This window comes from Pseudoalteromonas sp. Scap06, assembly GCF_013394165.1.
In the GTDB taxonomy this organism is placed as follows: domain Bacteria; phylum Pseudomonadota; class Gammaproteobacteria; order Enterobacterales; family Alteromonadaceae; genus Pseudoalteromonas.
Genome location: NZ_CP041330.1, coordinates 2,694,012 through 2,714,057 on the forward strand (window position 1 = coordinate 2,694,012; position 20,046 = coordinate 2,714,057).

The following is a 20,046-nucleotide window of genomic DNA, read 5'->3' on the forward strand; positions in this document are numbered from 1 at the left end:
GATAAGCCAGGAGTGATGCTATTTACTCCTGGCTTTTTTATAAAAAATAGGCTTACTTATTAATACCTTGGGAGCTTGTTGGGTAACCAAAGACTACTTTTAACTTTGCTTTTAATCCCTTTGCTCTGTAGGTACTTTTAAAGAGATGCTGCCACTGATGAAAGGTAATTTTAATCGGGTTATTACTGTGTAGTTGGCCAATAATTCCGTATTTACAAGGCTTGCTTTCATCCTCTTCTACATAAGTGCCAAATAACTTATCCCAAACAATTAGTACCCCTGCAAAGTTTTTATCTAAGTAGCCACTGTTAATAGCATGATGAACCCGATGATGTGATGGAGTATTAAATACGCTTTCAAACCAACCCAGCTTTTTTACCACTTGGGTGTGAACAAAAAATTGATACGCTAAATTAAGGGCAACTACGGCAAAAACAATCACAGGTTCAAAACCAAGTAATATCATTGGCATCCAAAACAGCCACATGCCCGCAAGCGGATACATTAAACTTTGTCTAAAGGCAGTAGTAAAATTCATTCTCGTAGAGCTATGATGTACGACATGCGCTGCCCATAACCAATGTATATGGTGTGATGCACGATGAAACCAATAATATAAAAAATCTTGCAGTACAAAGGCACCTAATATGGTCAATACCGTCAATTCAATATCAAATAACCGAAACTGATACAGCCAGTAAAAAAACGGCATTAGTACTATTAATGCAATAGCATCAGCACCTTGATGTAATAAAGCCAATAATGCATTGGCTAAACTGTCTTTTATATCGTAGTGACGCCTAAATTTAATAAACTCGATAGCAACAAACAGCAAAAAAATAGGGCTCAGTGCGAGTAAAATAATTTCAATGCTCATACAACACGCTCCTGAAAATAATGGGCTATTTTTTTAAGTGCTTGGCTAATATCTTTTTTTATAAAAAAAGCCAGTATAAAATCGGGTACCCAAAAAGGTGCAATGCAACTAATATGGTAATTAACCTCAGTGAGCGATGGCTCTTCGTTAATGGTATTTAAGTAAATATCACCACGATGCTGCGCAACGGGCTTGCTACCTATAATACGGTAACTAATATGACTGTTATCTGCAGCTATTATTTGCTCTTTAAAGGTAGTGCCTTGCATTTTTATTTCTCTAATCGTGCCTTTTCCGCCACTTATTTCATCCGGCTCTTGTGGTGCTAGTAGTGTAAAGTGAGCATTAAAAAATCGGCCTAAATCAGCATGCGCTAATAATACGCTGCGTATTTGCTCCGGCGTTGCTGCCACAGCTCGCTTAACCTTTATTTCTACCATGATCTTCACCCTATTATTTTTATCGATCACTAGCATATAAAAATATGCCGTGGCAAACTTGCGATTAGACGACTATTTTTTAGCTTTAGGCGACAAATGAAAACCTTAGCCGATCATTATTTTTGTAGCTGTTTGGATTATCTTGAAGCCCAAGGCTTAGCTAGCCAAGTGGCTTTAAGCGCTATTGATTTTAACGAGTATACCAATAAAAAGTCACAACAATTGGCGCCACGTATCAGCTTAAAAAGCTATAATGCGCTGCTTGGCTATGCACAACAGGCGTTAAACGATCCCTTATTTGGCTTTGAATTAGGAAAACAAATACGCACCGCTGATTTTGGTGTATTGGGGTATTTAATTGAATCGAGTACTAATTTAGCCAGCGCTATTACTGCACTACTTAATTACGACAGCCTAGTGGCTAATATTGGTCGCGCCAAGTTTGAGCAACAAAAAACACGGTGTAAAGTAACTTGGTTAGCCGATCCACAATGTAGTTCACAGGCTGTTTTACGAAATATGACCGCTTGGGTCAGCGTGGTACGCCAACTACTTAATCCTGAGCTTTCACCTAGCTGTGTGTATTTTTCAACACACTTTTCAAACACCGAACAACACAGATTAACTAATTGGTTTAATTGCCCAGTAAAAGCTGGCGCTAGCTTTAATCAAATCGAGTTTCCAAGTAATTACTTAACCCTGCCCTTTAAAACCGATAATAGCCAAATCAACGCAATGCTTAAGCAAATGTCAGAGCAACAGCTATCCCAGTTTAAAAGTCAGCAGTTATTATCAGAAAAAATTAATCATATTTTAATGGCAAAACACGACTTACAAGATTGCTCTTTGCTTAGGACAGCTGCGGCCTTAAATATGACGCCACGCACACTACAGCGCTATCTAAAAAAAGAGCAAACCACGTTTGCCGCGCTGCTTGAAGCAGAGCAAAAACGACGCTTATTAACTTATATTCACCACTATTCGTTAAATAAAATCGCATTTATGCTGGGATTTAACGATCAAAGTTCTTTTAATCGTGCCTTTAAACGCTGGCATCATTGCTCGCCTCGCCAATTTATAAAAAACAACAAGTAAACAACCTGCTTACTTAAAATATACATTTATCATGTACCTTATTAATGTTTTTCTTTACACTAGCGTTATAGTATTGCTTTAAAGACAATTATTTATGCTTTTGCGTATGGTGTTAACTGTTTTTGTATTGTTTTTTTATAGTGCGTTCTGCAACGCCACCCCTGTTACCTTTATCGCTGAAGATTTACCGCCTTATCATTTTAAAAACCCTCAAGGTGAAGCACAGGGCGCGCTGGTCGATATAGCTAAAGCAGTTTTAAATGGCACTGATTTAACAGCAAAGTTTGAAATAATGCCAATGGCTAGAATATTCCAACAGCAACGAGCCAATCCTAATGCCATAATAATGTCACTGCTAAAAACACCAAACAGACATCATCAATATAAGTGGCTAGGTAAAGTCTACTTTGCGGACGCATACCTAGTTAGTTTAAGTAACCACAAAGATGAAGTGATTCATTTAAATTTTGCTAAAGAGTACAAAGTAGCCACTATTCGCGGCTACTCTGCACAAGCTTATTTAGAAACTAAAGGCTTTACTGAAAATGAAAACCTAGTATTAGTCAGTTATTATCAACAGCTCTGGAAAATGCTATATAAAAATCGTATCGACTTTGTTGTAACCAATACGCTCACACTTGAAAACGAATTAAAGCGCACCGGGCTCGACCCTAATTTAATTTCAAAACGCATCCACTTAGATGAGTTACCCTCTTCTTTGCATTTTGCAGCCAGTAATCAGTTTGACTCACACACAGCAAAAATTATTAGCGATAGGTTAAATGCCATCAAGGAAAGTGGTGAATATCAGCAAATTTTAAATAAATGGCAACTCCCTATGCCAAAAAACCTTTAATACTTAGCGGGCAAGGTATTCTGTGCTAGATAATTTTTTAATGAGATAAACAAAGGTGCGGGCAAGTCATTAATATCGCACCAACGCCACTGTAAACATTTGTGAGGCTCTTTATTTATAACCTCTCCGCCTTCATAGTCTGCTTGCATATATAAGGTAATATAATGTTTGTTCTCTGCGCTAAAAATATCGTTGGTAAAATCGAGTTTACGAATATTAGTGACATTGAGCCCAGTCTCTTCTACTACTTCACGCACAGCGCATTGCTCAACAGTTTCACCAAATTCTAAATGCCCTCCAGGGGTTGCCCACGTATTTGCGCCATGTGCGCCTATCCGTTCACCGAGTAAAATTTTATTATCATGCATTACTATTACTGCAACGCCTACTCTGACCATTTGATTCATTCTTATATCCATTTACTCTCATTAATTACTGAAACATTTTACATTAGTTGGAACTTTTTAGTTCTATACAATCATCACGTTGGCCAAAAAACAAAAACATCGCTTACTATTTAACCGACCATAGTCGAATATCACTGCTGATAAAAAGCGCTTAGTTTTAAATTACGTTAGATTATATTTTCCTTAGGAGCCTTTATGTCAGGTGAATACAAACAACATTACAACGAGTTTAAACAAGACCCAGCAGCGTTTTGGTTATCACAAAGTAAGCGACTACCTTGGTACAAGGCTCCAGAAACCGCATACACACAAGATCAAGAAGGACTACACCACTGGTATGCAGACGGCCAACTTAACAGCTGTTTTTTAGCCGTAGATCAGCATGTCATCGCTGGGCATGGTAATGAAACAGCGTTAATTTATGACTCACCGGTTACCAATAGCAAACGCAGTTATAGCTATTTACAACTGCAGCAAGAGGTCGCTAAATTTGCAGGGGTAATGCAGTCTTTAGGAGTGACTAAAGGCGACCGCGTAGTGATTTATATGCCCATGATCCCCGAAGCCGTAATTGGTATGTTGGCATGTGCCCGAATTGGCGCTATTCATTCTGTTGTATTTGGCGGTTTTGCAGCGCATGAATTAGCGGTACGGATTGATGACGCCAAGCCCAAATTGGTACTCAGTGCCTCCTGTGGTGTAGAAGTTAATACTGTAATTGAGTACAAAGAATTACTCGATAACGCGGTTGAAGCTGCTAGCTATAAAGTTGAACACTGTATTATTTATCAGCGTGAGCAAGCCACCGCACCGCTTATGCCCGAACGTGATATTGACTGGGCTGTTGCAATGCAAACAGCCACACCGGTTGATCCCGTTGCGGTCAGTGGCGATCATCCACTTTATATTTTATACACCTCTGGCACAACAGGGACACCTAAAGGTGTGGTGCGTGAAAATGGCGGCCATGCGGTTGCTATGCATTACAGCATGGAAACCGTATACGGCATGAAACCCGGTGACGTATTTTGGGCCGCCTCTGATATTGGCTGGGTAGTGGGTCATTCGTATATTGTGTATGCGCCACTTATGTATCGATGCGCAACTATTTTATTTGAAGGAAAACCGGTTAGAACCCCCGATGCCAGTGCTTTTTGGCGCGTAGTAGAAGAATACAAAGTGAATGCCCTATTTAGTGCCCCCACTGCGTTTCGCGCGATTAAAAAAGAGGATCCCAATGCCGATGGCTTTAAACAATACGATACCTCTAGTCTGAAACGATTATTTTTAGCCGGAGAGCGTTTAGACCCACCTACCTACGATTGGCTCAAAGAAAAAACAGGTTTACCGGTGCTTGATCATTGGTGGCAAACAGAAACGGGCTGGGCAATTGCGTGTAACCCTGTTGGCATTGAACACCTGCCAACAAAAGCAGGAAGCTCAACAGTTGCAACACCTGGATTTGATGTAAGAATTTTAGATATGAATGGGGATGAATGTGCTCCGAATGAACAAGGCGCGGTTGTTATAAAGCGACCTTTACCACCGGGATGCTTACCGACAATTTGGAAAAATACGGCTCGTTTTAAGGCTGGTTATTTGGCTGAATATGAGGGCTACTATTTATCTGGTGATGGCGGTTATATTGATGGCGATGGCTACCTCTTTATTATGGGTCGCACCGATGATGTAATTAATGTCGCAGGGCACCGTCTATCCACCGGTGAAATGGAAGAAATTGTTGCCGCGCACCCAGCTGTGGCTGAATGTGCAGTATTTGGTATTAGTGATGCGTTAAAAGGGCAAAACCCAATGGCGATGGTGGTGCTAAAAAATGATTTTCATGGCTCACATAAAGAGGTAGAACAGCAATTGGTGCAAACCGTGCGTAATCAAATTGGTGCTATTGCGTGCCTTAAAAATATTATGTGTGTAGAGCGATTACCAAAAACCCGTTCTGGCAAAATTTTACGTAAAAACCTGCGGCAGTTAATTGATGGTGAAGAACTGCAAATTCCATCAACCATAGATGATCCAAGTATTTTTGAAGAACTCAGCCAGCAACTCGAGCATGGTAAACTGTAACTACATAATGTAAAAAGTCTTAAATAGACTTTTTACATTGCAGCTGCTTAACTAATAATAAGTAATTAATAATAGCGTCCTTATGGAGTATTAATGACAGGAACACGCGCACAGCTGCGAGATTTTTTACTGCAATGGTTTGGCGATTATTTTCCGGGAAGTCCATTTTTATGGTACGACCTGATTGTATTGGCTTGGATTGCGCTATTTGCATTAATATTACACCTCATTTTAAGACTGGTTTCTCAGCGTTTAGTTAAAAACCGTTTTAGCGAACAAGCTGCGCAACCCGATAGCAAAAGTCCTTTATATTCAGCAAAAAAGCTCGCTCGTAATATCTCATTTGTTTTACAAGGAGCGGTCGTTGTTATTCAGGCGCAACTGTGGGTACCCGAAGGCACCACGTTTTTGTATTTGATTCAAATGATCACCGATCAATGGATCATTTTATTTGCCTTACTTTCGCTATTTTCTTTACTGGATATATTTCAAGCAATTTCCGATAAGCGCCCCTTAAGCGCTCACTTTCCGCTGCGCGGCTTTTTGCAAACAATTAAGCTTATTGCCAGTGTATTAACTGCCATTTTAGCCGTTTCATTGTTAATGAATAAATCACCGTTAATTTTACTAAGCGGCTTAGGCGCTCTGTCTGCGGTGTTATTACTGGTATTTAAAGACGCTATTTTAGGATTAGTAGCAGGTATTCAGCTCTCTGCCAATAATATGCTGGCGGTAGGTGACTGGTTAGAAATGCCTAAGTACGGTGCCGACGGTGATGTTATTGATATTGCGTTAACCACGGTTAAAGTAAGAAATTGGGATAAAACCATTACCACCATTCCTACTTATGCCTTGATCTCCGACTCATTTAAAAATTGGCGCGGTATGTCAGACTCTGGTGGACGCCGGATAAAACGCAGCATTCACCTTGAAATGAGTAGTGTGCACTTTTTAGACGAAGCCGCAGTTGTTGCCCTTAAAAAAGCCGATTTACTAAGTGAGTACCTTGAAAGTACGCTATTGGTTATTGAGGAGCAAAACATCACTAAAAAAGTAGATATGAGCTGCACTTTAAATGGCCGCAGGCTAACTAATGTGGGTACATTTCGTCACTATTTGGTCGCGCTATTAAAACAGCACCCACATATTCATCAAGGTATGACCTTAATGGTAAGGCAATTAGCGCCAACAACCCAAGGTTTACCTATTGAGATTTATGCATTCACTAATACCACTAATTGGGGTGAATATGAAAATATTCAGTCAGATATATTTGATCATATATTAGCGGTTTTACCCGCCTTTTCGTTACGTGCCCATGAAGCACCAACAGGAAGCGATATTCGCCAACTAATTAACCTGAACTCTGGTTAAGAGATTTACTAACATATTGAATCAAAATGATATTTATGTTTATTTTCTCTAGCCAGTGATTTTCAGTGAAAACAAGGCGAAATTACGCGTCAATAGCTAGTCTATTGCAAGTAAATTCAACGCAGTTAGCGCTCAAAATAGCTGCTTGAGATAGATTTATTATCTAGAGTTCAGGTTAATTATATAACCTGAACTGTGAATAATAAATCTAGCTCACGCAGAGTCAGTCTAAATACGCTTTAATTGTGCAATAAGCCACTGATGAATATCGCTGTTATTTGAGCGAGGATGCCATGCTGCAATCACCTTAAACGGCGGCGGTAATAATTCAATCTCCAATTGCTTTACCTTACTATTTGGCAATAACCTTGATGGGTAAAACGCAATTAAATCGGTGGTATTTAGTAAATCAGGCACTGATGAAAACCCAGGTACTGACATGACAATATTTCGTTTGTAGCCTTTATCTGCAAACCAGCGATCGTGCGAACCACGTAAGTTTGCTCTAGATGCCGACACCACCAACTGCGGCCGGCTCGCAACCTCAGATAAGCTCAAAGGCTTTGAAGGTGTGGGCGCATGTGCGCCTGCAATACAAATATGTTGTTCTTCAAATAGGGTATCGTAGACTAAATTATCAGGAATAAATTCAACAAAGCTAATCAGTAAATCAAGCTCCCCTGCGCTGATAAGCTGGTTAACGTTATCGGATGCGAAGTCTCGAACAATCAACTTTAAACCTGGCGCTTCACTGCGAGTAATTGCTAATAATTGAGGTAAAAGTGCAGCAATCGCATAGTCCGTAGCACTTATAGTAAAAACGCCTTGATAACTCTGCGGGGAAAACTGTGACGGCACTAATAATGCGTCTAGTTGACTCAGAATTTGATTAATTGATAGTTCAAGCGCCAGCGCTTTTGGCGTTGGCAGCATCGTATTGCCTTGACGAATAAACAGCCTATCATCAAATAAGTCGCGTAATTTTCGCAGCTGCTCACTAATGGCTTGCTGAGTTAGCCCCATTTTTTGCGCAACATGCGATACATTTTTTAATTTGAGCAAAGCGCTTAAAACTCGCAACTGCTTTATATCCAGCCGACCTATACCATTCATAATTGTATCTAAAACAAAAAAGTGTTGTTTCAAATTGTAGCTTTAAATCCCTATGCTCACCAGCATTGTTATAAGCGCTCAGCAGCATAGTTAATTTAAAAGGTATTAAAATGAGTCAACCGAGTAAAAATATCGACAGTTTATTTTCATCCATTAGTTTAGGGCCATATACCCTGAAAAATCGTATTGTTATGCCGCCACTTACCCGCTCACGCAGTACAGTACCTGGCAATATCCCCAACGAAGTAATGGCCACCTATTATGCGCAACGTGCAAGTGCTGGCTTTATGGTTACCGAGGGCACTCAAATTGAACCCAGAGGACAAGGATACGCTTGGACACCCGGTATTTACTCTGCAGAACAAATCGATGGCTGGAGAAAAGTGACTAATGCCGTGCATGCAGAAGGGGGAGTTATTTTTGCCCAGCTTTGGCATGTAGGCCGTGTATCGCATACTAGCCTACAACCAAATGAAGCCAAACCTGTTGCTCCCTCAGCAATAGCAGCTGATAGTGTGAAAGTGTTTATAGAAACAGGGCCAGCTCAAGGCGCTTTAGCCGATCCAAGTGAACCGCAAGCTTTAACAACAAATGAAGTCAAAGAGCTTGTTGGCATGTATGCACAAGCTGCCCGTAATGCGCTAGAGGCTGGGTTTGATGGTGTGGAACTGCATTGTGCTAATGGCTACTTAGTAAACCAATTTATTTCTGAGCATAGTAACCAACGTGAAGATGAATACGGTGGCTCACTGACTAATCGCTTACGCTTTTTAAAAGAGATTGTTGCTGCCGTTAGTGATGTAGTTGGCGCTGAGCGTTTAGGGGTTAGATTTGCGCCGCTATTTAGCAGTACTGATGAAACCCGTGTTTATTTAGGATTAGTAGAATCAGACCCTCAACATACTTATATAGAAGCCATTAAAGTACTTGAGCAAGCGGGTATTGCTTATCTTTCAATTGCTGAAGCCGATTGGGACAATGCCCCTGATTTGCCAGAGCAATTTTACCAAGCGGCACGCGCAGAATTTTCTGGACGTATTATTTACGCAGGTAAATACACAGTTGATAAATCTGTGGCAATGCTAGCTAAAGGTTATGGAGATTTATTTGCTTTTGGTCGCCCTTTTATTGCCAATCCTGATTTACCAGCGCGTATTAAACATAATTGGCCATTAAATGAAGCCGATGCTACTACTATGTATGGTGGCACTGAGCAAGGCTACAGTGATTATCCTCGCTACAAAAACGATTAGCAAAATGGCCATGGATGGCCTCTAAAATTGCTAAAAGCGCGATAATCCACTCTATCTAAATCTCCCAAATAAGTCTTATCACTGTTTTTACCTTATCGAAAATATCATACATTTGGTTAAAAAATGTCGATAAAAGTCATTTAAATTAGTTTTAAAGTATTGTTTTTAAATAATTAACAAGCATTAAAGTAGTAATATTTCTCAATATGAATACAATAAGCCTTTATTTTTTAGACATCGGTCTTTGGAGCATAGGTTGTTAAAATTAGCAGGAGTTAAATCAACTTCTTTGAGCCTTTTAGGTCTATGTGGCTTATTTTTATTATTAGTTCAGTTTCAAGCTCAATGGCAAAGTAAGCTCTCTCTTATTAATAATCTTGTTTATCCATTACTGATTATTACTGCTGTATTTGCTACTCAGTTTAATCGAAGTCGAGTTGCATTACTTTGCGCATTTTGGGTGCTTTATTTATCTTCATTAGACTACGCTTTACCTTGGTCTAACTGGCTTAAAGCGCAACCTGACTGGACCTTATTATGCGCTACAAGTTTATTAATGCTATTGGCAGTTATAAAAGATAGAGCGCTCTTATCAATACACACAGTAACTCGCAGTTTACTCGTTATTGTCTGTGGCGGTACTGCATTTGCTTGGTTAGCACTGAGCCAACACTTGCAAGAACTAACAATACAATCTTCTTTTTATACTCAGCTGCTTCCTTATTTACCCATTGTTTTACCGCTTTCAATAATTGGCGGCTTGCTTATTTGGCAAAGCTTAAGAGCCCATAACCTGACTCAAACCGCCTTATTAATTACTTTTATTGTGTGGTGCCTTAATCAGCAACACATTATTGATTTTCCTTGGTCTGTAATAGCCGTGCTTATGGCTTCTTTGTATTTATTGGCAGTAAGTACAGACTCTTATTATTTAGCCTATAGAGACGATTTAACCAGCTTACCAACGCGGCGAGCACTTAATCAGCTTGCTTTATCATTAGGGCGAAAATACACCGTTGCTATGCTCGACATTGATCACTTTAAAAAATTCAACGATACCTATGGCCACGATATTGGCGACCAAGTGTTAAAGCTAGTGGCGGCTAAAATGACTGGCATTAAAGGGGGTGGCAAAATTTACCGTTATGGTGGAGAAGAATTTACGGTGGTGTTCCCGCGTAAAACAGCCGAGCAGTCAATCCCTGAACTAGAAACACTGCGCGAAAATATTGCCACCTACGACATGGTGATCAGAAACCCAAAACGCACCGATAAAAAATCTCGCAAAGGTAAACAGCCAAGCGACCACAAAACGGTAAACGTGACGGTTTCTATTGGTGTAGCGCAAAGAGCGGCAAAACAAAGCTTTGATGAGGCATTAAAAAATGCCGATTTAGCCCTTTATAGAGCTAAGAAAAAAGGCAGAAATAACGTTAGCGAGTAATCCTTTTAACGTGGCACGCTAACTTAATAATAGCGTGCCCAAAGGCAACTAAATTTAACTACAACTTATTGCTTTTCCAAAACCGCTTTTAAATTATTTAATGCCGATACAGAAAAACCACGGTCGTAAAAGTAAATAATTTTGCCACTCTCATCAAGCAGTATTACACGACTGTTATTAGGGTTTTCGTTGCCAGTAAATGCCTGAACTTTATCGCCATCTTTGTAAATTGTGATCACCCCACCCCACAACTCTTTTGGGATCCCCTTACGCATGCCGCTATCAATTAAGGTACTAAACATACGAGGAACCATGCCCTGAATGGTTGGTAACTCATAGGCAGTCACATCAACTGCAGTCATATCTAAACCAATAAGCCAACGATCAATATCAAACTGGCTATCTTGTTTATAACCAATTAATAGCAACGTATGTGGGTTGTTAAAGTCATCAGGAATAGTGAATGACTGTTGCTCTAAGCTTTCTCCTGTAACAGTGGGAAATTGCTTACCAAGCAGCGCTTGATTTGGATACTGGGTTGAACATCCGCTAACCACTAAAACCATCACCAGCGTCATTATTGCCTTTAACATACCTTTACTCCCTATTTTTAAATAAATCTAAAGTGAACACGTTAACTAAATAATTAGTACAAGACTTACGCTTTAAACCAGACTTACGATCCATAGTAACTCCCATAAATTAAATAAAAATACAAGCATATGAATAGGCTTGTTCGATAAAATGTTTATTCGTTATACTTTAATATTATTACTATATTCATTTTAATTCTATCCCATAGCGAAAGCGTATTTTGTTAACACCTTACAAAGCGTTAAAGTGCCGCGCTAATTCACAGCTATAAAAGAGGGTACCATGTCGCTTGCTGTATTATTAATGTTGGCATTATTTGTCGGTTTGCTGTTTGCTATTTATCTTGTTTCGCAAAAAAGCAGCTCTTTATCTCGTACCGTTTTATTTGGTTTAGTGCTTGGTAGTGCCTTTGGTTTAGCCCTACAGTTTTTATTTGCCAACTCACCAGAAACCATTAAAGAAATACTCAGCTGGGTCAGCATAGTAGGTAAAGGCTATGTCGGGTTACTAAAAATGATCATTATGCCACTGGTATTAGTCTTTATGATTGCCGCAGTGGTTAAGCTTGAGAACCAAGGCTCGCTAGGAAAAATATCCTTTATTAGTATTTCTGTTTTACTGTTTACTACTGCAATTGCAGCGTTAATTGGTATTGCGGTAACGTATGGATTTGACTTGAGCATTGAAGGACTTGTTTCGGGTACTCGTGAAGCCGCTAGAATGGACACCCTACAAAACAAAGCCGCGAATGTAGCCGACCTAAGTGTGCCGCAAATGCTACTGAGCTTTATTCCTGAAAACCCCTTTGCGGATTTAAGTAATCAACGTTCAACCTCTATTATTGCCACGGTTATATTTGGTGTACTTGTTGGTATAGCTGCACGTAAAGTAATGCTTGAAAAAACAGAACTTGCTAGCCCAATTCGTAACGGTGTAAACGCCCTACAAGCAACAATAATGAGCTTAGTTCGTATGGTAATTGCACTAACGCCTTATGGTGTGGCAGGCCTAATGGCAAGTGTTGTGGCAAACTCTAGTAGTAACGATATTTTAAATTTACTCGCCTTTATTGTGGCTTCTTACGTGGCTATTTTATTAATGTTTGTTGTGCATGGTTTACTGCTTAGCTTAGTCGGCGTTAATCCAAAACATTACTTTGAAAAAATTTGGCCTGTGCTTACCTTTGCCTTTAGCTCACGTAGCTCAGCGGCATCGATTCCTATGAATGTTGACGTGCAAATTAACCAGTTAAAAGTGCCACCTGCAATTGCTAATTTATCGGCTTCTTTTGGAGCTACCATAGGTCAAAACGGCTGTGCCGGTATTTACCCTGCTATGCTTGCAATGATGGTTGCGCCAAGCGTGGGGATTGACCCACTTACATTTGAGTTTATTTTACCGCTAATTGGTATTGTGGTTATTAGCTCGTTTGGTATTGCAGGTGTTGGCGGCGGTGCTACCTTCGCAGCGTTGGTTGTATTACCGACCATGGGACTACCTATAGAGGTAGTGGCTTTACTTATTTCTATTGAACCATTGATAGACATGGCGCGCACTGCACTCAATGTATCGGGTGCTATGACCTCAGGTGTGATCACCAGTAAATTAATGAAAACTCAATAACACTGACTTTAATTTAATAGCCCAGCCTACGCTGGGCTTTTTTATGTCTGCCGCTTTCAAAGTTCTTTAGTGATTCGTTTATTTAATTAATTAACTTCAATAAATCATTTTTATAGATTGCATCAATCGCTTTATTTCGCACACAGTTTTTAGCCCCTTTACTATACTATTCCCATCGCTCAGTCATTCAGGCTTGTTTAACAACTTGAATGAAGTATCAACCTACTGTTTTTAAATGAGTAGACCCTATTTTTAATACGCTTTGTATATAACGAGATTCGTTAACTTTAAGGAAGCTGACAATGAAAAACCGATCATTTACAAAAAAAGCGCTTGTTGGATTTATAAGTGTGGCACTTATGTCTGGCTCTGCTTTTAGTCAAGAAAAACCACAAATGTCTAAGCCACAAGGTGCTGTAGGCATGGGTGAGGCAAAAATGGGGGCAACCAGAACCAACCAATTTTGGTGGCCAGATCAACTTAACCTATCTCCTCTTCGCGATCATGATCTACGTTCAAACCCTTACGGTAGTGACTTTAATTATGCAGAGGCATTTAACAGCCTAGATTTAGACACTGTAAAAAGTGATATCGACGCTCTACTAACTCAATCTCAAGATTGGTGGCCAGCAGATTTTGGTAACTATGGCCCATTTTTTATTCGTATGACCTGGCACAGTGCAGGTACCTATCGTACGCTTGATGGCCGTGGTGGTGCTGGCGGTGGTCAACAACGTTTTGAGCCGCTTAATAGCTGGCCAGATAACGTAAGCTTGGATAAAGCGCGCCGTTTACTTTGGCCAATTAAACAGAAATACGGTGAAGCCCTTTCATGGTCAGACTTAATCGTATTAGCCGGTAATGTTGCCTTAGAAAACATGGGGTTTGAAACCTATGGTTTTGCTGGTGGTCGTACTGACGATTGGGAACCAGACATGGTTTACTGGGGTCCTGAAGTAGAAATGCTTGCCAGCGACCGTGAAGATGCCAGCGGCAAACTAGAACGCCCGCTAGGTGCAACTCACATGGGTTTAATTTATGTAAACCCAGAAGGGCCTAAAGGGGTTCCTGATCCTATTGGTTCAGCTAAGAACATTCGCGTTGCGTTTTCTCGCATGGCGATGAACGATGAAGAAACCCTAGCACTTATCGCCGGTGGTCACACCTTTGGTAAAATGCATGGTGCGCACAAACCTAAAGACTGTGTGGGTGCAGAGCCTGCTGCAGCAGGTATTGAAGAGCAAGGTTTAGGCTGGAAAAATAAATGTGGTAAAGGTCACTCTGAAGATACCGTATCTAGTGGTTTAGAAGGCGCATGGACACAAGCACCTACTCGCTGGTCATCATTATACTTAAGCAACCTACTTAACTTTGAGTGGAAACAAACTCGCAGTCCTGCTGGCGCTATTCAGTGGATCCCAACAGATGAATCATTACATAAGTCAGTACCTGATGCGCACGTTAAGGGTAAATTTAACCCACCGGTAATGACCACTGCCGATTTAGCGTTAAAATTTGATCCTGAATATCGCAAAATTGCTGAACGCTTTTTAAATGACCCTAAAGAGTATCAACTAGCCTTTGCTAAAGCATGGTACAAATTAACTCATAGAGATATGGGACCACCACGTAACTTTTTAGGTAAAGAAGTACCAAAAGAAGACTTAATTTGGCAAGACCCTATTTCAGCAGAGACTAAATCAAACATTGATGCTGGTGCAGTAAAAGAGCTGAAAACTGCTATTTTAGACTCGAACCTAAGTGTACCTGAGTTAGTACGTGTGGCATGGGCATCGGCCGCTAGTTACCGTGATTCAGATATGCGCGGCGGAGCCAATGGCGCACGTATTGCGCTAGCACCACAAAAAGATTGGGCAGTAAATAATCCAGCAGAAACCGCAAAAGTACTTAAAGTATTAAAAGCGATTCAAGCTGACTTTAACGACAGCTTATTTAGTAAAAGCCAGGTATCGCTTGCTGATTTAATTGTGCTTGGTGGTAATGCAGCGATTGAAAAAGCAGCCAAAGATGCAGGCTACTCAGTAGACGTTCCGTTTAATGCTGGCCGTGGTGATGCTACACAAGCACAAACTGACGTTAATGCATTTAGCTTATTAGAGTTTCCTGCCGATGGTTTTAGAAACTATTTTGATGCAGAGAAAAGCTATAAATCACCAACTGAAATGCTGATTGATAAAGCGGATCAGCTTGACCTAACAGTTCCTGAAATGACTGTATTAGTTGGTGGCTTACGCTCACTTGATGCAAACTACAAAGGCACTGACTACGGCGTATTTACTGATAAGCCAGGTACACTAAATAACGATTTCTTCGTTAACTTATTAGATATGTCGACGGTATGGAAAAAATCGTCTGATGCTGGTATTTATCAAGGCTTTGATCGTCAGTCGGGTGAGCAAAAGTACACTGCTACTTCGGTTGATCTGATTTTTGGTTCAAATTCAGAACTACGTGCAGTTGCTGAGGTGTATGCCTTTGATACATCAAAACAAAAGTTTGTAGAAGACTTTGTTGCGGCATGGACTAAAGTAATGAATTTAGACCGTTAATAACCATTAAGTAATACAACCACAGCGCTGCAATTAATTGCAGCGCTTTTTTATTGTAAAGCTACTTTAAAGCAAGTACTCGATCACGTAAGTCATCGGCACTCACATTTTCAGACGCAACTGGCTCACCAATCGCTACGCTTACCAACGACCATTTGGGTCTAGGTAGTCGCCATTTAGTTTTTCGACTAAACATACTGCCCCATAATCCATCTAAATGAACAGGGATAACAGGCACAGGCGTGCGCTGAATTATTTTTTCAATGCCACGGCGAAATACATCAACCTCGCCATCACCGCTGAGCTTTCCTTCAGGAAAAATACCCACCAGCTCACCACGTTCCAGTGCTTGCGCAATGTCATCAAAAGCTTTATTAAACGCCTTAGGATTTGATTTTTGACTATCGATTGGAATGGCTTTGGCCATTTTAAATAACCAATTAAGTGCCGGTGAATAGTAAATAGGAGCAAATACAACAAACCGAATAGGCCTAGGTGACGCCGCTAAAATAAACATCCAATCAACAAAGCTAACATGATTACTTACCACCACCGCAGCTCCTTCATCGGGAATATTGAGCTGGCCTTTAGTGCGCACACGATACATACAAATCGCTAAAATATAGATAATAAAACGTAAGAAAAACTCCGGTACTTTGGTGTATATGTACAGCGATATTAGTAAATTAAGCCCTGCTAATAACAACAGTAATTGTGAAATATCCCAGTGTAATAGCGTTAAAGTAACAATACTTAAAACGGCGCTGCCAACCATAAACAATGCATTTAACACATTGTTAGCTGCAATTACTCGTGAACGGCTATCGGGGTGAGTACGCTGCTGAATGAGTGCATACAAAGGTACCGTATAAAACCCTGCGGCAATACCAATTCCTGCCATCCAAACAAAATGCCAGAGCATATCGCCGGTATTAATCACTTGTTCAAGAGTAAGCTGTAACTCACTCACTTGGTGATAAAATTCAATACCAGGCTCTTGGCTTAGTAAATATAAAAATAAGGTAATTAATAGTGCACCAAAAGGCACAATACCTAACTCAATACGTGAGCGCGATAGCTTTTCACACAATAAAGACCCCAATGCAATACTCAACGAAAACACCACTAAAGCAGCTGTCACCACCAACTCATCACCTCCCATTACATGTTTTACGTAATTAGGGAGCGCCGTTAGTATCACCGCACCAATAAGCCAAAACCAACTGATCCCTAATACTGACTTACCCACCGACTCGGTTTGTGCGTTAAGCGCATTAAAAACACTTTTGGTTGAAGTAATAGGGTTAATCGATACTTTTAAGTTAGCATTATTGGCTGCACTTTTAGGAATAAATCGACTGCTTAAAAAGCCAATAACTGCAAGGCTTACTATTGCGATACTGATATAAATAGGGCCCGCTGTTTGGGTTATATAATAGGTGCCAAATACGGTGCCCAATAAAATAGCGACAAAAGTGCCCGACTCCACCAGTCCATTCGCTTTAGTTAGCTCATTTGGGGCCACATGCTGCGGTAAAATAGAGTACTTAAGCGGCCCAAAAAAAGTGCTTTGTAAACCCATTAAAAATACAGTACCTAACATTAACCAAACCTGCTCGGTTAAAATCGATACTACACCCACCAGCATAATAGGAATTTCGCAAAACTTTACCATGCTGATCAGTTTTGATTTTTCCAACTTTTCTGCAATTTGCCCAGCCATGCCTGAAAATAGAAAAAACGGTAAAATAAATAATCCTGCCGCCAGATTAGAATAAAAGGCACCATCAGCTACCGTAGCAGCCTGAAAAATTAAAATAAGCAGGATTGATTGCTTATAAACATTGTCATTTAAAGCAGAGAAAAACTGCGTCACAAACAGAGGTAAAAACCGTTTACTACCCAGTAAAGCTCCTTGAAATTGTTGTTTATTTTCCTTCATTACGGTCTCTTAAAATTAGCTTCAGGGCTTAGATTACCACTGTGGAAAAGAAATACGAACCCACTTTTTAAGTACATGCTCAAACATATATTTAAATAAACAAAATAGCTAACCCAACAAAAATGACTAACAAATGAACAAAGCGACTAAATCTTGCGTATAAGCGTTTATGAGTTGTAAATAGAACATCTATGTTCTAAACCTAAAAGGTGACTAAAAAAGGAGCATCTTTATGCCAACTACAAACACAATAGATAAAGACACTAAATTCGCACGTTGTTTAGAGTGCAACAAAGTAAATACATTTGCCGCTTTTCACTGGCTTTCGTTAGCGTTTAAAGATATGGCGCGCGCGCCCATGTTAAGTTTAATTTACGGTTTAATCTTCACGCTTATTCCGGTAGCGATTGTTTACTCTGTTGTACTTACCGACAGCCACTTAGCTATTTTACCTGCAACCGTTGCTTTTGCTTTAATCGGTCCGGTATTCGCCGTTGGCCTATACGATGTAGCCTGGGAACTTGAAAAAGGCCACAAACCTACATTAAGCCATTCATTAAAATCAATGTTTCGTAACCCCGTAGGTGAATGGGGTTTTGCGGTATTACTCATGGTGATTATGATTATTTGGATGCGCCTAGCTGCAATTGTGCATGCATTATATCCAAACCATGTAAACCCCACCTTTGAAGAACTTTCTGCGTTTTTAACTATAGGCAGTATTATCGGCGGAATTTTGTTGGTCAGTGTGTTTTCAATCTCAGCATTTACCCCGCAAATTATGATGGAAAGACGTGTTGATATAATGACCGCAGTCGTTTCTTCAATCCACGCAGTCAAAGAAAACTTTGCAGCCATGGTTGTGTGGTCAATTTGTATATTCGTACTGGTAGCGCTGGGCTTTGCTGCAGGTGCCGCTGGATTCATTATTATTATGCCACTACTTAGTTACGCTAGTTGGCATGGATACATCGCAGTTATCAAAACTAAAACACCACGTGGCTATGAATAACACTTACCAGTAGTTTTAAGCACTTAATTAAATGCTTTTTGGCATTTAATTAAGTGTTGCCTCTTCTCCCTCAGTTTATAAAATACGTAAAAACCTTGATCTGAATAAGGTGCAAAGCTTAAAAATAACGCTAATATATGCTGATACACTGCAGATAATATAAAGGAATAAACATGAGTCAAAACGTTACAGACTTAATGACAGCTAACCCATTTTCGGTAAACATAAAAAGCACTTTGCATGACGCACACAATTTAATGAAAGAAAAAAACGTTCGTCATATTCCTGTTATTGACGAAGACGGCGCATTTGTCGGTATGCTTACCCAAAAAATAATGGTCGCCAAAGTTATGGGGATCATGGCAACGTTTGGTGCTAATGCATTACAACGCAAAGAAAAACTCACAAAAGTAGAAGATATTATGGTGAGTGATTTTATCAGTGTAACGCCAGAGCAGCCGCTATCAGATGTCGTTAAATTTTTTGTAGATAATCGCCACGGTTGCATGCCCGTTGTGAGCGAGCAAGGTCAGCTAGTAGGTATTTTAACGTCTTCTGATTTTGTGCGTTTAGCTGCAGCACTGCTCTCGTAAATCCCTTATTTAATAAAAACTGCATTTGGCTTCACTAAGTGCAGTTTTTATTCGCTTAAAAGATATATAAAATTAACAGCATAGATAGCTAAGTCACTAACAGCCTGCTATGGTAAACCCCCTGCTTTTAATGGTTATTACAAGGTAAGTTTTCATATGGCTAATCAATTAAATGTACTAGGAACTCGCTTACAACTTTGCTGTGGCAACGGTGGCTATACCCGAGAGGGATTTTGCTATGTACCAGATTCAGACTTTGGCAATCATAGTGTATGCGCCATTATGACCGACGAATTTTTGCAGTTTTCCAAGGCGCAAGGTAACGATTTAATTAGCCCTAATCCTTTGTATGATTTTGCTGGTTTAAAAGCTGGCGATAAGTGGTGTTTATGTGCGATTCGTTGGTATCATGCCATTGCTGCGAGCGTTGCTCCTCCTGTGGTACTTGAAGCGACAAACCAAAAAGCGCTCGACATTATTCCGCTTGAAGTATTAAAAGCACATCAATATTAAAAAACGCTATAGCGATTAAACCCTGAACTCTACTTTTCTTTTTGCCTAAATACCTTAGGCAAAAAGAGCCTTTAAAGTACTCCATTTTTAAATGTATTTTTTGCAGAATTTACAAAAAAAGTGCATGTTTTTCATACCCCTTTAAGCTAAATACTCCTTAAAGCTTTATTAAAAAAAATAAATCATCAAATTTCAGTAACTTACAATAAAAAATCTAACGGCATGCTCATTGCTTCTATTAGAACAGACGTGTTC

General features: G+C 39.9%; 17 protein-coding genes. 11 read left to right on the plus strand and 6 right to left on the minus strand.

Annotated features, from left to right (window positions below):
* Positions 1–52: 52 nt before the first annotated feature.
* Positions 53–877: a sterol desaturase family protein gene (locus FLM47_RS12500; protein WP_138608687.1), complete on the minus strand. Its 825-nt coding sequence runs from the start codon at positions 875–877 to the stop codon at positions 53–55.
* A complete protein-coding gene (locus tag FLM47_RS12505; protein ID WP_178956529.1) occupies positions 874–1,317 on the minus strand; it encodes an SRPBCC family protein in 444 nt (147 codons plus the stop codon). Before FLM47_RS12505 ends, FLM47_RS12500 begins: the two co-directional genes overlap by 4 nt.
* Positions 1,318–1,413: 96 nt before the next feature.
* Between FLM47_RS12505 and FLM47_RS12510 the strand changes: the two genes are divergently transcribed.
* Positions 1,414–2,412 carry an AraC family transcriptional regulator gene (locus FLM47_RS12510; RefSeq protein WP_178956530.1) on the plus strand — a complete coding sequence of 333 codons (999 nt, stop codon included), beginning with the start codon at positions 1,414–1,416 and terminating at the stop codon, positions 2,410–2,412.
* 94 nt (positions 2,413–2,506) lie between these two features.
* A complete protein-coding gene (locus FLM47_RS12515) occupies positions 2,507–3,268 on the plus strand; it encodes an ABC transporter substrate-binding protein (RefSeq protein ID WP_178956531.1) in 762 nt (253 codons plus the stop codon).
* On the opposite strand, the gene FLM47_RS12520 is transcribed toward FLM47_RS12515, so the two are convergent.
* On the minus strand, positions 3,265–3,675 hold the full coding sequence (locus FLM47_RS12520) for an NUDIX hydrolase (RefSeq protein WP_178956532.1): 411 nt from the start codon (positions 3,673–3,675) through the stop codon (positions 3,265–3,267). The two genes, FLM47_RS12515 and FLM47_RS12520, sit on opposite strands and share 4 nt — an antisense overlap.
* A 195-nt stretch (positions 3,676–3,870) precedes the next feature.
* Between FLM47_RS12520 and FLM47_RS12525 the strand changes: the two genes are divergently transcribed.
* Together FLM47_RS12525 and FLM47_RS12530 are read left to right on the plus strand one after the other, a co-directional pair.
* Positions 3,871–5,760 carry an AMP-binding protein gene (locus FLM47_RS12525; RefSeq protein WP_178956533.1) on the plus strand — a complete coding sequence of 630 codons (1,890 nt, stop codon included), beginning with the start codon at positions 3,871–3,873 and terminating at the stop codon, positions 5,758–5,760.
* Between the two features lie 93 nt (positions 5,761–5,853).
* A complete protein-coding gene (locus FLM47_RS12530) occupies positions 5,854–7,134 on the plus strand; it encodes a mechanosensitive ion channel family protein (RefSeq protein WP_178956534.1) in 1,281 nt (426 codons plus the stop codon).
* A gap of 228 nt (positions 7,135–7,362) precedes the next feature.
* On the opposite strand, the gene FLM47_RS12535 is transcribed toward FLM47_RS12530, so the two are convergent.
* Entirely contained in the window at positions 7,363–8,247 is an 885-nt protein-coding gene (locus tag FLM47_RS12535) for a LysR family transcriptional regulator (protein WP_178956535.1), read from the minus strand.
* Between the two features lie 110 nt (positions 8,248–8,357).
* Here FLM47_RS12535 and FLM47_RS12540 point away from each other — a divergent pair, with 110 nt between their 5' ends.
* Together FLM47_RS12540 and FLM47_RS12545 are read left to right on the plus strand one after the other, a co-directional pair.
* Positions 8,358–9,500 carry an alkene reductase gene (locus FLM47_RS12540; protein ID WP_178956536.1) on the plus strand — a complete coding sequence of 381 codons (1,143 nt, stop codon included), beginning with the start codon at positions 8,358–8,360 and terminating at the stop codon, positions 9,498–9,500.
* A 256-nt stretch (positions 9,501–9,756) separates the two neighbouring features.
* Entirely contained in the window at positions 9,757–10,944 is a 1,188-nt protein-coding gene (locus FLM47_RS12545) for a diguanylate cyclase (protein WP_256729572.1), read from the plus strand.
* Positions 10,945–11,009: 65 nt separating this feature from the next.
* Here FLM47_RS12545 and FLM47_RS12550 read toward each other — a convergent pair whose 3' ends face one another.
* The gene (locus tag FLM47_RS12550; protein ID WP_131691630.1) at positions 11,010–11,537 is read right to left on the minus strand and encodes a hypothetical protein; all 528 of its coding nucleotides are present in this window, start codon (positions 11,535–11,537) and stop codon (positions 11,010–11,012) included.
* Between the two features lie 283 nt (positions 11,538–11,820).
* Between FLM47_RS12550 and FLM47_RS12555 the strand changes: the two genes are divergently transcribed.
* On the plus strand, positions 11,821–13,161 hold the full coding sequence (locus tag FLM47_RS12555; protein ID WP_178956538.1) for an L-cystine transporter: 1,341 nt from the start codon (positions 11,821–11,823) through the stop codon (positions 13,159–13,161).
* Positions 13,162–13,463: 302 nt separating this feature from the next.
* A complete protein-coding gene (gene katG, locus FLM47_RS12560; protein ID WP_178956539.1) occupies positions 13,464–15,731 on the plus strand; it encodes a catalase/peroxidase HPI in 2,268 nt (755 codons plus the stop codon).
* A gap of 61 nt (positions 15,732–15,792) precedes the next feature.
* Here katG and FLM47_RS12565 read toward each other — a convergent pair whose 3' ends face one another.
* Complete coding sequence (locus FLM47_RS12565; RefSeq protein ID WP_178956540.1) at positions 15,793–17,673, minus strand: MFS transporter; 1,881 nt, start codon at positions 17,671–17,673, stop codon at positions 15,793–15,795.
* A 232-nt stretch (positions 17,674–17,905) separates the two neighbouring features.
* On the opposite strand from FLM47_RS12565, the gene FLM47_RS12570 reads away from it, so the two are divergent.
* The 3 genes from FLM47_RS12570 to FLM47_RS12580 all read left to right on the plus strand — a co-directional run bounded on the left by FLM47_RS12570 (position 17,906) and on the right by FLM47_RS12580 (position 19,791).
* Complete coding sequence (locus tag FLM47_RS12570; RefSeq protein ID WP_008111401.1) at positions 17,906–18,685, plus strand: DUF2189 domain-containing protein; 780 nt, start codon at positions 17,906–17,908, stop codon at positions 18,683–18,685.
* A gap of 173 nt (positions 18,686–18,858) precedes the next feature.
* Entirely contained in the window at positions 18,859–19,278 is a 420-nt protein-coding gene (locus tag FLM47_RS12575; protein WP_138608710.1) for an HPP family protein, read from the plus strand.
* A 156-nt stretch (positions 19,279–19,434) separates the two neighbouring features.
* Entirely contained in the window at positions 19,435–19,791 is a 357-nt protein-coding gene (locus FLM47_RS12580) for a DUF2237 family protein (RefSeq protein WP_178956541.1), read from the plus strand.
* The last annotated feature ends 255 nt before the right edge of the window (positions 19,792–20,046 follow it).

Bases quoted from the DNA above. Each gene is read 5' to 3' on its own strand.
- FLM47_RS12570 (WP_008111401.1), top strand. From the start codon at position 17,906: ATGCCAACTACAAACACAATAGATAAAGACACTAAATTCGCACGTTGT.
- katG (WP_178956539.1), top strand. From the start codon at position 13,464: ATGAAAAACCGATCATTTACAAAAAAAGCGCTTGTTGGATTTATAAGT.
- FLM47_RS12520 (WP_178956532.1), bottom strand. From the start codon at position 3,675: ATGAATCAAATGGTCAGAGTAGGCGTTGCAGTAATAGTAATGCATGAT.
- FLM47_RS12565 (WP_178956540.1), bottom strand. From the start codon at position 17,673: ATGAAGGAAAATAAACAACAATTTCAAGGAGCTTTACTGGGTAGTAAA.
- FLM47_RS12515 (WP_178956531.1), top strand. From the start codon at position 2,507: ATGCTTTTGCGTATGGTGTTAACTGTTTTTGTATTGTTTTTTTATAGT.
- FLM47_RS12530 (WP_178956534.1), top strand. From the start codon at position 5,854: ATGACAGGAACACGCGCACAGCTGCGAGATTTTTTACTGCAATGGTTT.
- FLM47_RS12525 (WP_178956533.1), top strand. From the start codon at position 3,871: ATGTCAGGTGAATACAAACAACATTACAACGAGTTTAAACAAGACCCA.
- FLM47_RS12550 (WP_131691630.1), bottom strand. From the start codon at position 11,537: ATGTTAAAGGCAATAATGACGCTGGTGATGGTTTTAGTGGTTAGCGGA.
- FLM47_RS12505 (WP_178956529.1), bottom strand. From the start codon at position 1,317: ATGGTAGAAATAAAGGTTAAGCGAGCTGTGGCAGCAACGCCGGAGCAA.
- FLM47_RS12510 (WP_178956530.1), top strand. From the start codon at position 1,414: ATGAAAACCTTAGCCGATCATTATTTTTGTAGCTGTTTGGATTATCTT.
- FLM47_RS12575 (WP_138608710.1), top strand. From the start codon at position 18,859: ATGAGTCAAAACGTTACAGACTTAATGACAGCTAACCCATTTTCGGTA.
- FLM47_RS12540 (WP_178956536.1), top strand. From the start codon at position 8,358: ATGAGTCAACCGAGTAAAAATATCGACAGTTTATTTTCATCCATTAGT.
- FLM47_RS12580 (WP_178956541.1), top strand. From the start codon at position 19,435: ATGGCTAATCAATTAAATGTACTAGGAACTCGCTTACAACTTTGCTGT.
- FLM47_RS12555 (WP_178956538.1), top strand. From the start codon at position 11,821: ATGTCGCTTGCTGTATTATTAATGTTGGCATTATTTGTCGGTTTGCTG.
- FLM47_RS12500 (WP_138608687.1), bottom strand. From the start codon at position 877: ATGAGCATTGAAATTATTTTACTCGCACTGAGCCCTATTTTTTTGCTG.
- FLM47_RS12535 (WP_178956535.1), bottom strand. From the start codon at position 8,247: ATGAATGGTATAGGTCGGCTGGATATAAAGCAGTTGCGAGTTTTAAGC.